The organism is Hamadaea tsunoensis DSM 44101, from assembly GCF_000428945.1.
Taxonomy (GTDB): domain Bacteria; phylum Actinomycetota; class Actinomycetes; order Mycobacteriales; family Micromonosporaceae; genus Hamadaea; species Hamadaea tsunoensis.
Window position 1 is genome coordinate 187,067 of sequence record NZ_AUAX01000009.1, and the last position, 12,508, is coordinate 199,574.

The following is a 12,508-nucleotide window of genomic DNA, read 5'->3' on the forward strand; positions in this document are numbered from 1 at the left end:
GGAGCGGGAGGGGCGCTGTCAGGAGGGGCGGCGGGGCGGGAAGGCGTTCCAGCGCAAGGCTCCCAGCAGGTCCCGGGCGTGCTCCCAGACCGTGTAGTCCGGCGCCACCGTCGCGAGCCGGTCGAGGTCGTAGCCGCTCCGCGCGAGCAGCGTGTCGAAGTCCCGGCGTACCGGTTCGAGCAGGTCGTAGCCGTAGGACCGGTGCAGCCGGGCGAACAGCGGCTTGTACAGCCGGGCCCGTTCGTGCAGCCCCGACGAGTAGGACATCGGGTTCTTGGGCCGGTTCAGGATGTACTCCGGCAGTTCGCCCCGGAACGCCTGCCGCAGGATCCACTTCTCCACGCCGTCGCGTACCTTGACGTCGACCGGGAGGCGGAGCGCGAGGCGTACCAGGGCGAGGTCGAGGAACGGTACGCGTGCCTCCACCCCCTGGCCCATGCTCGCCCGGTCCACCCGCTGCAGCTCGGTACGCGACAAGTTGCGGATCTTGTGCAGGAACAGCCGCCGGGCGGCCACCGGCGGTACGCGGCGGTACATGGAGTAGCCGCCGAACAGTTCGTCGGAGCCGTCGCCGGTGAGCACCACCTTGACGCCGGCCTCGTGGACCCGGCGGAACAGCGGTACGGAGACGACCGCGTTGATGATGTCGCCGTACTCGGTCAGCTCGCCGAGCCGGATCGCCTCCCGGATGTCGGGCAGGCGGATGTCGCCGGGGCGCACTTCGATGATCTCGTGGCGTACGCCGAGGTCGGCCGTGAGCCGCCGCGCGTACGCGAGATCCGGGCTGTCCGGCGCCCCGATCGTGAAGGCCACGCAGTCGGGGTGGACCTTGCGCACCTCGTGCAGGGTCAGTGAACTGTCGAGCCCGCCGGACAGGATGACGCCGACGGTGAGATCGGTGTCCACGCGTACGCGGATCGCGTCCACGACGGCCGCGCGGACCAGCGCGACGGCCTCGTCGAGATCTTCGATCAGCGGCTCGTCGAAGCCGAGGTCGATGTAGGGCGCCAGCGCCGGACCGTCCACCGCGGACGCCCAGCCGTGGTGGCCGGGCGGCACCTCCCGGATCGGGGCGCCCGCCGGTACGAGGGCCTTGGCCTCCGACGCGATGTGCAGCCGGTCGCCCGTGCGCGACCAGTACAGCGGCTTCACGCCCAACGGGTCCCGGGCGAGGTAGACGCGGCCGGTCGGGCGCTCGACGGCGGCGAAGGCGTACTCGCCCCGGAAGTGGCGCACGGCTTCGGCGCCCCAGTGCCGGAACGCCTCCAGCACGACCTCGGTGTCGCTCTCGGTGCCGAACAGCCGGCCCGCCGCGGTCAGGTCGGCCCGCAGCTCACGGTGGTTGAAGATCTCACCGTTGAAGCACAGCAGCCAGGTGCCGTCGGGCGAGGTCCACGGCTGCACCGCGTGTTCACGGTCGACGATCCGCAGGCGCTGCGTACCGGCGAGCAGGTCGTCGGCGCAGGCCACCTCGGAGACCTCGCCGCGGGCCGCGAGCGCGCCGAGCATGCGGTCGAAGAGGTCCGCGTCGGCGCCGGCCCCGAGGACGAGGGCGATTCCGCACATGTCAGGCTCCTGCCTTCCCGCCGGCAAGCGCCGCCGCCGCGTCCGGGCTCACGCACACGTGCCACGCCTGGCCCTCGTCGATCACGTTCAGGTCGCCGGCGGCCTGCCGCTCCCGTAGCACCGCGGCCAGCTCGCCGGCCACGCCGAGGCGCGCGTACCAGGCCATCTCCAGGTCGGCGGCGTATCCCGTGCAGTGCGCGCTCGGCGACAGCGCCGCGTACCCCAGGCTCTTCAGCCGCTGCTGATGCTCCAGGCTGCGGGTCAGGCTGGTCACCCACAGCGGCCGCGTGAAGGCGGCGGCCATCTGCTCCACCAGCTCCGCGACCTCCATCCGCGTACGCGTGGACAGCAGCCCCGAAGTCCGCGGAGTGTGGTCCGGGAGGGCCCGGCGGGCGACGGCGCGGACGGCCCGCCCGGCGTAGGTCCGCGGCTGCCGTCGATAGTGGACGATCCCGCGCGCGCGGAGCGGGGCGATGTCGGTCAGCTCGGCCGCCGTGGCGATCTCGTCGTCCGTCGCGTAGGGCCGGACGTCGCCCCACCAGGCGGCGTCGATCTGCGCGTACCACCAGATCCGCAGGAACGCGAGGAGATCCGCGGCGGAGCTGCGCCGGTTCGGCTGGTAGGCGTGTACCTCGGTGGCGAGGCGGTCGAGGGCGGCGAGGGCGCCGCCCGGCGTGGCGGTGAGGACGATGGCGAGCTCGGCCGTGTCCTCGACCCGGTCGCGGGCGACGATGTCGATCTTGTGGTGGTCGCCGCTCGCCGCGTGCGGGGCGAGGTCGAGCAGCAGGTCGGCCACGGCCTCGCGGTAACGGGCGATCACAAACGGAGATTCTGTGGCAAAGAATGCGAATTGTCCATTTCTTGCGGCTGGGCGCGCCGGAATCGACGGCCGAGTACGCCCAGCTCAGCCGCCACGGCTCGGGCCACGGCCGCCGGCCCGGCCGCTCCTCGCAGCGGCCGCACGAGATTCCCCGCGTACCAGCCGGCCACTGTGGACAATCCCGTCACCGCGCCGAGGGCGGGCACGACCCAGCCGGCCGGCAGCAGCAGCGGCGCGGCCAGGAACAGCGGCACCCGTACGCCGGTCATGACGAGATTGAGCACGACCGGCGTACGCGCGTCCTTGAGCGCGTACAGCGCCTGCCGTTGCAGGGTGCTGACAGCCAGCGGGACGAGGCCGAACGCGGCGACGGCCAGCGTGACGCCGACCGAGCGGGCCTGCCCGGCGTCGACGCGGCCGCGGGCGAAGGCGAGTTCGGCCAGCCACGGGCCGAGCGTCACGAAGACGAGGGTGACGGGAAGCAGGGCGAGAGCCGACCAGGCCGCGCCGCGCCGCAGGTCCGACCGCAGCGCCTCGGCGTCGGCGTCGGCCGCGTGCCGGCTCATCCGGGGCAGCAGGGCCGACTGCAGGGCGACCGCGAGAACGCCGTAGGGCATCTGGAACAGCAGGTTCGCGTTGGCGTACACGGCCGAACCCGTGCCCGACGCGCGGCCGGCCGTGTTGGCGGCATAGGTCAGCACGAGGAAGCCGAGCTGGCTCAGGGCGCAGTCGGCCAGCACCCAGGCGCCGAGCCGGCCGGCCTCGCCGAGTCCGGTGCCGCGCCAGTCCCAGCGCCACCGCCACCGCACGCCGGCCCGCCGCAGGAACGGCAGGACGACGGCCGCCTGTATCCCGATGCCCAGAGCCGTTCCGAGGCCGAGCAGCCAGGCGCCGCTGCCATGGCTCGGAATGTCACCCCTCCGCAGGAGAATGACGCCCGTGGCGATGACGACGAGGTTGTTGGCGACCGGAGCCCACGCCGCCGGGCCGAACAACCCGCGGCTGGCGAGGACCGCCCCGGCGAGACCGCCGATCGCATAGAACACGATCTCCGTCAGCAGGAGCCGGGCGAGCAGCGTACCGAGGGCTACTTGATCGGCGTTTCCGGTGATGCCGTAAAGCCGGACCAGCGCCGGTGCGCAGAGGATCGCGATCACCGTCACGGCTGCCATCGCGACCGTGACGAGCGTCAGCAGCCGCTGGGCGTACGCGACCCCGCCGTCGGCGTCCCGGGTGGACGCGTGCACCAGCAACGGGACCGCGGTCGCGGCCAGCATGCCGCCGAGGAGCAGCTCGAAGACGACCGTCGGCAGCACGTTCGCGGTCGCGTACGCGTCCCCGGCCGCGCCCACGCCGACGGCCGCCGTGATGACGAGGGTGCGGGCGAAACCGGTGACGCGGGAGACGGCACTGCCGGCCGCGAGGACGCCCGCCGCCCGGCGTACCGAGATCACTGGAGGATCACTGGGGGGATCACCGGATGTTGCTCGTGTGCCCCAGCGAGTACCGGCCCGGCTGCGGCCAGACGAGCAGCCCGTGCGGGCCGTCGCCGACCGGGATGCGGGCCTTCAGATGACCGGTGGTCGTGTCGAAGGCGTACACCTCGCCGTTGTAGCGGCCGGCCAGCCACAGCGTCTTGCCGTCGGCGGAGACCCCGCCCATGTCCGGCGAGCCGCCGCCGGGGATCACCCACTTGGTGACGGGTTTGCGGGTGGCGACGTCGATGACGGAGATGGTGCCTTCGTCGCGATTGGACACGAACACCCGCTTGCCGTCCCGGCTGAAGTAGATGCCGTGCGCCCCGGCTCCCGTCGGGATGAAGCCGGTCCGCTTGTGTGCCTGGTTGTCGAAGACGTAGACGCCGTTGGCGTGCATGTCGGCGGTGAAGAAGGCCGAGCCGTCCGGCAGCAGCCGGGTGTCCTGCGGCATGCCGTCGGCCACCACGTCCAGCGGGATCTCCCGGATCAGGTTGCCGGTGGCCACGTCGATCACCATCATCCGGTTCGCGAACTCGCAGCTGACCAGCGCGATCTTCTCGTCCGCCGAGAAGTCCATGTGGTTGATGCCCGCGCAGGCCGGGAAGTGCACGGACTTCACCCGCTTCCACGTCGTCGGGTCGTAGAAGTCCAGCCGCTGGTACGCCTCGGCGACGACCCACGCGTACTTGCCGCCGGGGGTGAAGTAGAGGTTGTAGACGTCCTCGACCGGGATGATCTTCCCTGGCTTCCCGGTACGCGGATCGATCGGCCGGACCGACCCGCCCGGTACGCGGCTCGCCGTCACGTAGAGCGTCCGCATGTCGTAGGACGGCACGATGTGCTGCGGCTCGCCCCCGCCCGCGAAGTGGTCGACGATCTTGTAGGTCGCCGGGTCGATGACGTAGACGTCGTCGCTCAGCGTGTCCGGCACGTAGATGAGCGCCTTGTCCTGGGCGACGTCCGGCCGGATCCGGCCGGCTTCGGCCGCGGCGTACACATTGAATGGTCCGCTGGGACTCGGACTGGGGCTCGGCGCGACGGAGACCGCGACGGCCGTGTTCGGCGCGCGGTCCGCGGGCTTCGAGCAGGCCGCCGGCAACGCGGCGAGCGGCAGAGCGGCGGCGAGAGCGAAAAGTGTGGTGAGGCGGCGCACGCCTCACCACACTAGTTACTCAAAAGGGATATGTATCCCGAACCGGCAGATTAAGCATCAAGCAACATCGCGCACCGGATCAGTCCCAGGTGGCTGTACGCCTGCGGATGGTTGCCGAGACCGCGCTCGGAGTCCGGGTCGTACTGCTCGGGGAGCAGCCCCGTCGGCCCGGCCGTGTCCACCATCAACTCGAACAGCTCCTCGGCGTCGGTACGCCGTCCCGTCCGCAGGTACGCCTCGATGAGCCAGGCGGTGCAGATGTGGAAGCCGCCCTCCCGGCCCGGCAGGTTGTCGTCCCACCGGTAGCGGTAGACGACGGGGCCGCTGCGCAGGTCGGCCTCGATGGCCAGGACCGTGGACAGGAACCGGGGGTCGTCGTCCGCCAGCAGCCCGGACAGCCCGATCCACAGCGACGAGGCGTCCATCTCCGGGTGCCCGTACGCCACGGTGTAGGCCCCGGCCTCCTCCATCCACCCCTGCGTGAGGACGTTCTCGGCGATCTTGTCGCGGAGCGCGACCCACTCGCTCGTGTCCTGCTCGCCGAAGTGCGCGGCGACCGCCAGGGCACGGTCGACCGTCATCCAGCACATGACCTTCGAGTAGACGTGGTGCCGGGGGGCGATACGCGCCTCCCACAGGCCGTGGTCGGGCTCGTGCCAGCGGCGCTCGACCGCCTGCACCATCGCCTCCAGGACCCGCCACTCCTCGTCGCGTACCTTGCCGCGCTTCTCGACCACGGCCGCGAGCAGGTCGGCGATCGGGCCGAACACGTCGAGCTGCAGCTGCGCGTCGGCCGCGTTGCCGACGCGTACCGGGCGGGAACCGGCGTAGCCCGGCAGCGTGTCGATGACCGCCTCCGGCCCCAGCGGCAGGCCGTCGATCCCGTACAGCGGGTGCAGGCGCTCGGGGTGCCCGCCGGTCCGCTCCACGCAACCGTCCACCCAGCGCAGCAGGGCCTCGGCTTCCTCCAGCGAGCCGAGGTCCACGAGCGCGCGGGCGGTCATCGAGGCGTCCCGCAGCCAGCAGTAGCGGTAGTCCCAGTTGCGTACGCCGCCCAGCTCCTCGGGCAGCGACGTCGTCGCCGCGGCGAGGATGCCGCCGGTGGGCTTGTGGCACAGCCCGCGCAGGGTCAGGGCGCTGCGCATCGTCAGGTCGCGGTGCTTGGTCGGCAGTTTCAGCGTCGCCGCCCACTCCCGCCACGGCCGCTCGGCCGACTCCAGCCGGTCGTTCACGCCCAGCGGATGCATCTCGGACACCTTGGTGGAGATCAGGCGGAGGTCCAGCAGGACGTCGCCGCCCATCGCCGCCAGGTCGACCAGGGCCCGCGCGGCGCCCCGGTCGTCGTCGATCTCCCAGTCGATCCCGGGCGAGTGCAGGGCCGACGGCTCGTTCGAGCCGAGGACCAGCAGGCCGCCGTCGCCGACGGGCTGCAGGCTCACGGCCACCTGCCCGAAACCGGGCCGCGGCGCGAATTCGATCACCACGGGAACGTTTCCGGTCAGCCGACGCAGCAGCGAGCCGTCCGCCAGCCAGTCCGTCACGGTCAGGCCCGACCAGCGGGTCTCGACCGTCATCGTGCCCGGCCGGTAGCGCTGCCCGAGCGGCAGGCCGCCCTTCTGCGGCGCGATCGAGAAATGTCCGGCCGGCGTACCGCCGACGAGATCGGCGAAGATGGCCGAGGAGTCCGGCCGCGGGTGGCACAGCCAGGAAACCCGGGCATCCGGGGTCACCAGGGCCACCGTGTTGCCGTCGGCGATCATCGAGTGCCGCTCGATCGGCACCGCCCGCTCGCCGAACAGCCAGTGCCGCCGGGTTTCCAGCAGAAGCCCGAGTACGCGGGCCGCCTGCATCGGATCGGCCACCCGGAAGTGCGCCTTGGTCTCGCCGGGGCCGATCTTCACGCCGAGATCCGGCCCGTGCAGGTGCGCGAAGGCGTTCTCGTCGGTGACGTCGTCCCCGAGGAAGATGACGGCGCTCGCCGACAGCTGCGTACGCAGCGCGTCGATCGCGGTGCCCTTGTGTGTCGAGATCACCGACAGTTCGATGACCTCCTTGCCGGACGTCACGTGCACGTCGGGCCAGGCGGCGGGTCCATTGCGGACCTCGTCCAGCGCGGCGGCACTGACCGCGGGGTCGAGGCCCCGGGTGTGCACGGCGATCGACGCGGGCTTCGCCTCCAGCCGGATGCCCGGATGCTTCTGGGCGATGGCCGTCAGCTCCGACTGCAATCGCGTACGCAGTGCGACGAGCTCGGGGGCGAGCCGTTGCACGAAGCCGACGTCGAACTCCGATCCGTGCGAGCCCACGAGATGCACCTCGCTGGGCAATCGGGAGAGCGCCGCCAGATCGCGGAGCGCCCGGCCGGAGACGACGGCAACTGTCGTCTGCGGGAGGGCGGCCAGTGACCGGATCGCGGCCACGGCCTCGGGCAGGGGTTTCGCCGCCGTCGGGTCCTCCACGATCGGCGCGAGCGTGCCGTCGTAGTCGCAGGCGACGAGAAGCAGCGGCACCCGGGCGATCCGGGTCACCGCCGCTCGCAGATCGGGGTCGAATCCGTCCACGATGGTTTGAGCAGAATTCATGTCAGGCTGCCTAGCTCGGTGAGGAACGATCGCGCCCAATGGGACACGTCATTGCGGCGCAGGTGTCGTTGCATGATGGACATCCGCTTGCGAGCTTCGTCCGAATCGACGTGGACGGCCCGCACCAGCGCGTCCTTGACTGCGTCGAGATCATGGGGATTACAGAGGAACGCCTGGCGCAGCTCGGAGGCCGCGCCCGCGAACTCGCTCAACACGAGCGAACCGCCGGCGTCACCGCGGGCGGCGACGTATTCCTTGGCGACGAGGTTCATGCCGTCCCGCAGGGGAGTGACCATCATGACGTCAGCCGCACGATACAGCGCCACCAACTCGCTGCGACTGTACGACTGGTGCAGATAATGCACCGCGGGTACGCCGACGCGGCCGAAATCGCCGTTAATCCGACCCACTTCCCGCTCCACCTTGACGCGGAGGGCCTGATAGTGCTCGACGCGTTCCCGGCTGGGCGTGGCCACCTGGACCATCACCGTGTCGGGTACGCCGACCCGGTTCTCCTCCAGCAGCTCGCGGAACGCCTTGAGCCGGTGCTCGATGCCCTTGGTGTAGTCCAGGCGGTCGACGCCCAGGATGATGGTCTTCGGATCGCCCAGCTCGGCGCGGATCTGCTCGGACCGCGTGAGGATGAGCGGGTTGTCGACGAGGCGGTCGATCTCCTCGATGTCGATCGAGATGGGGAACGCGGCCGCCTTGACGCGTCGCCCCTCGTGCTCGATGACGCTGCCGGAGGTCTGGCAGCCCAGCACGTGGTGGGCCAGCCGGACGAAGTTCTGGGCGGCCAGCCGCTGCTGGAAGCCCACGAGGTCGGCGCCGAGCAGGCCGCGCATGATCTCCGCGCGCTGCGGGAGTTGCATGAACAGCTCGATCGGCGGGAACGGGATGTGCAGGAAGAAGCCGATGCGCAGGTCGGGCCGCAACCGCCGGAGCATGTCCGGGACCAGCTGCAGCTGGTAGTCCTGGACCCACACGGTCGCGCCGGGCGCGGCCACCTCCGCCGCGGCCTCCGAGAACCGCGCGTTGACCTCGCGGTACGAGGACGCCCAGCGGCGGCGGAAGATCGGCGGTTCCACGGCGTCGTGGTACAGCGGCCAGATGGTCGAGTTGGACTGCCCCTCGTAGTAGCGGGCGATCTCGTCGGCGTCGAGCGGCACCGGATGCAGGTTGATGCCGTCCACCATGAATGGCGCCGGTGCCGGGCCGGCCGAGCCCGCCCAGCCGATCCAGGTGCCGTCCCGCTGGACCAGCACCGGATGCAGCGCGGTGACCAGGCCGCCCGGGCTGCGACGCCAACGGCGCTCACCCGACTCGTCGCTGGGCATCTCGTCGACCGGTAGTCGATTAGCGACCACCACGAACGAGCTTTGTCCCGTCATACCAAGGATCCTATCGTGGCGATCTTGTCCTATTTATTCCTGTCCGCCCTATGGACTCGCAGGTCAGCTGCCCTCTCTCCGGCGACTCGTGATCGGCAGGCGGCGATCGCGTCCGAACGCCTTATAGCTGATCTTGGTGCCGGGGGCGGACTGGCGCCGCTTATACTCGGCGGCGTCGGTCAGGCCCAGCACCCGGTCGACGGTCGCCGGGTCGTGTCCGGCCGCGACGAGCTCGTCCCGGCCAAGGTCACGTTCGACATACCCGGCGAGAATCGCGTCCAAAACCTGGTAGTCCGGCAGTGTGTCGGAATCCAGCTGGCCCGGGCGCAGCTCCGCGCTCGGTGGCTTGGCGATCGAGTTCTCCGGGACGGGTGGTAGCCGGCCCGCCGCGGCCGCGGCCGCGTTGCGCCATCGGGCCAGCTGCCAGACCAGCGTCTTGGGCACGTCCTTGAGCGGGTTGAAGCCGCCGACGCTGTCGCCGTAGAGCGTCGAGTAGCCCACCGCCAGCTCGCTCTTGTTGCCGGTCGTCAGGACCAGATGCCCCTCCTGATTGGACAGGGCCATGAGGACCACCCCGCGGCACCGCGCCTGCAGGTTCTCCAGGGCGACGCCGGCGAGGTTCAGGTTGCTCGCGAACGCGTCGACCATCGGCCCCACCGGCACCACCCGGTAGTCCAGGCCCGTACGTTTAGCCAGCTCAGCGGCATCGTCCTGAGAATGATCCGAGGAGTACGCGCTGGGCATCCCCACCCCGACGACGTGCTCGGGACCGAGGGCGTCCACCGCGATCGCGGCCACGACGGCGGAGTCGATCCCGCCCGACAGCCCCAGCACGACGGAGCGGAAGCGGTTCTTCTCGGCGTAGTCGCGCAGGCCGAGCACGAGGGCGGACCACACCTCGGCCGTGTCGGAGAGGTGCTCGGCCACGCCGCCGTCCACGCGTACGCCGGGCGCGCTCCAGCCGGTCGACAGGTGGACCCGGCGCAGGGCCAGGCCCAGGGCGGCGGCCGGCGTACGCCGGTCGGGGTCGGCCGCGGGCAGGTCGACGTCGTGCACGAGCAGCTGCTCGGCGAACTGCCCGGCCCGGGCGAGCAGGGTCCCGTCGGCCGCCACGATCATCGAGTCGCCGTCGAAGACGAGTTCGTCCTGGCCGCCGACCATGTTCACGTACGCGACCGCGGCCCCCGCCTCCTCGGCGCGGCGGGTGACGAGCGGCAGGCGTACGTCGGCCTTGCTGCGCTCGTAGGGGGAGGCGTTGATGTTGACGACCAGGGCCACCCCGGCCTCCCCGGCGGCGGCGAAGGGCCCGCCCGGCTGCCAGATGTCCTCGCAGATCGTGAAGGCGACGTCGACCGCGCTCCCGTCGGCGTACGCGGCCCGCACGACGGTCAGCGTGTCGCCGGCGACGAAGTAGCGGCTCTCGTCGAAGACCCCGTAGTTGGGCAGGTGGTACTTGTCGTAGGTGACCGCGACCCCGCCCCGGTGCAGCAGGGCCAGCGAATCCCGGGGGCCGTGCCGGGCGACCGTGTCGGCGCCCAGCCGGGCCGGTCCGTCGGCGTCGAGATAGCCGACCACCACCCCGAGCTCGCCGTGCCCGTCGTCGGCCAGCTGCGCCGCGAGCTGGGCCAGGGCCGATCGCGAGGCGCGCACGAAGGAGTCGCGGAAGGTCAGGTCCTCGACGGGATACCCGGTCAGCATCATCTCGGGGAACGCGACCAGGTGAGCCCGGGCTTCGGCGGCCCGCGCCGACCACTCCCGGACCAGATGGACGTTGCCCGAGATGTCGCCGACGGTCGGGTTCACCTGAGCGAGGGCGACGCGCAGTGCCGGCATGGCTACATTCTGCCGCCGATCCGGCCGCTGGGGGCCGGAGTCGGCAGGTGCCCAAAGTCACTCAGATTGGCCTGTCAGGTGGATTTACCACCATAGACCCACATTAGCGAAGGAATACGGCAACCCTCGCGTATCGTGCGTTCAGCGCTGGACGCCGAGTTCCTCACGCAGGTCGTCGGCGAGCAGGGCCAGCTTCGCGTCGGTCGTGCGCACGCGGTCGCGGACCACGGTCGCGGCGACCAGGTAGCGGCCCGCCTGCCGGTCGACGACCTGGAAGAACAGGGTCGCGTCCTCGCCGTCCAGGACGAGCCGCTCCAGCTGGCCGGAGTGCGGCGACGCGAAGGTGCCGACGAAACCGTCGAGGGCCCGCTCGATCCGGGCTCCGCTGTCGTCGTACGCCGTCCGGCGGCCGGCGACGTCGCTCGCGCCCACCCGGCCGTCCTCCAGCAGGTCGACCGCGAAGACCTTCCGATGCCCGGCGCAGTACATGACGTAGTGCAGATCGTCGGCGTCCATCCGGGCGCCGACGAGCGACGCCATCCGCTCGTGCGACTCGGGCCGGAAACCGTCGAACCGGCGTACGCGGATCTCGGGGCGGCGGGCGGCCCGGCGGGCGCTCAGGGCCCGGGCGGCGGCCCGGCGGCGCTGCTCGTCGAGGATGAAGACGCCGACGAGGGCCGTCACCAGACCGGCCGCGGCGACGAGCGACCCGGCGACCGGATGCGCGGCCGCGATGTCGGTGACCGACGGAAGCACCGCCAGCAGTACGCCGTAGACCGTCAGGAAGACCCCGGTCGCCAGCAGCAGTACGCCGGTGGCGAGATGGGTCGCGGCGGGACGCGTACCGGCCGCGTTCAGCGGGATTCGCCGGTTCCAGGTCGGCAGCATCGTCATGGCCCACACACCTTGCTCAGGCACGCTCGTTCGGCGTGAGTGCCGTCATCGTAGGGGTGATCGGCTCTCCGTGGGGTGCCCCGTGTCGGCCAGATTTCCGGCACCCGTTCCGAGGACGTCACGCAATGTTCCGTCCAGCAGATCGTGCAGGTCACGTTGCAGATCAGGGAGGCTGTGGCCGGTCTCGGGGCCGCCGGCCCGCAGCACCGAGACCACGTCGCCGACCCGGCCGACCGCCAGGAATCCCGCATCGTCCCCGTCGATCGTCATCCGCACCGTGTACGCCTCGCCCAGCAGCAGGTCCCCGGCGTCGACCGCGGTCAGCCGGACGCGTACGCGCGAACCGTCGGGCCGTCGGGCGGTGAAGGAGCGGCACGCTTCGGCGGTCTGGCGCAGCTTGGTGACGGCCTCCTCGGCACCGCCCCCGAGCAGGATCTGCGTCGCGCGCCCGGGTCCCGGCGACGGGCTGGCCCCCGGATGCAGCCAGCTCAGCACCTCGTCGGGGGCCGCGATGAGCCGCTCGCACGGCGACGTGACCGGCTTTCGGCGTACCGGCGGAGGGCTTGCGGCGGGCCGGGACGAGGCCGCCAGGACCGACCCTTCCAGCTGTGCCGTACGCAGCCGGGTCGGCCCCGCAGACGGTGCGCCGACCACGGGCGGCGGTGCGTGCGGGCGCAGGCCGACAGCGGCGAGGACGCTCAGGGCGGCGACCCCGACGACCCCGGCGGCGGCGCCGGTGAGGGCCGCGTTGCGGCGGGCCGGCGGCAGGAGGCGGGCGGACACATCACGAT

9 protein-coding genes are annotated in these 12,508 nt (G+C 71.5%); all 9 read right to left on the reverse strand.

The window, feature by feature from the left end:
• Positions 1-18: 18 nt before the first annotated feature.
• The 9 genes from G401_RS0118715 to G401_RS0118755 all read right to left on the reverse strand — a co-directional run bounded on the left by G401_RS0118715 (position 19) and on the right by G401_RS0118755 (position 12,500).
• Complete coding sequence (locus tag G401_RS0118715) at positions 19-1,566, reverse strand: asparagine synthetase B family protein (RefSeq protein WP_027343714.1); 1,548 nt, start codon at positions 1,564-1,566, stop codon at positions 19-21.
• A 1-nt stretch (position 1,567) separates the two neighbouring features.
• Positions 1,568-2,386 (reverse strand): hypothetical protein, encoded by an 819-nt coding sequence (locus G401_RS46685; protein ID WP_051366824.1) that lies wholly within the window; start codon positions 2,384-2,386, stop codon positions 1,568-1,570.
• Positions 2,383-3,840, reverse strand: coding sequence for a murein biosynthesis integral membrane protein MurJ (gene murJ / locus G401_RS46690; RefSeq protein WP_051366825.1), 1,458 nt, complete (start codon positions 3,838-3,840; stop codon positions 2,383-2,385). Before murJ ends, G401_RS46685 begins: the two co-directional genes overlap by 4 nt.
• Positions 3,841-3,859: 19 nt before the next feature.
• Positions 3,860-5,017 (reverse strand): YncE family protein, encoded by a 1,158-nt coding sequence (locus G401_RS0118730; protein ID WP_027343715.1) that lies wholly within the window; start codon positions 5,015-5,017, stop codon positions 3,860-3,862.
• 50 nt (positions 5,018-5,067) lie between these two features.
• The gene (gene otsB, locus G401_RS0118735) at positions 5,068-7,599 is read right to left on the reverse strand and encodes a trehalose-phosphatase (RefSeq protein WP_027343716.1); all 2,532 of its coding nucleotides are present in this window, start codon (positions 7,597-7,599) and stop codon (positions 5,068-5,070) included.
• Positions 7,596-8,990 (reverse strand): alpha,alpha-trehalose-phosphate synthase (UDP-forming), encoded by a 1,395-nt coding sequence (locus G401_RS0118740; RefSeq protein ID WP_027343717.1) that lies wholly within the window; start codon positions 8,988-8,990, stop codon positions 7,596-7,598. The genes otsB and G401_RS0118740 overlap by 4 nt, the downstream gene beginning before the upstream one ends.
• Positions 8,991-9,053: 63 nt before the next feature.
• Positions 9,054-10,823 carry an NAD+ synthase gene (locus G401_RS0118745; RefSeq protein ID WP_027343718.1) on the reverse strand — a complete coding sequence of 590 codons (1,770 nt, stop codon included), beginning with the start codon at positions 10,821-10,823 and terminating at the stop codon, positions 9,054-9,056.
• A gap of 141 nt (positions 10,824-10,964) precedes the next feature.
• The gene (locus tag G401_RS0118750; protein WP_027343719.1) at positions 10,965-11,717 is read right to left on the reverse strand and encodes a hypothetical protein; all 753 of its coding nucleotides are present in this window, start codon (positions 11,715-11,717) and stop codon (positions 10,965-10,967) included.
• Between the two features lie 45 nt (positions 11,718-11,762).
• The gene (locus G401_RS0118755) at positions 11,763-12,500 is read right to left on the reverse strand and encodes a hypothetical protein (RefSeq protein WP_027343720.1); all 738 of its coding nucleotides are present in this window, start codon (positions 12,498-12,500) and stop codon (positions 11,763-11,765) included.
• Between the last annotated feature and the right edge of the window lie 8 nt (positions 12,501-12,508).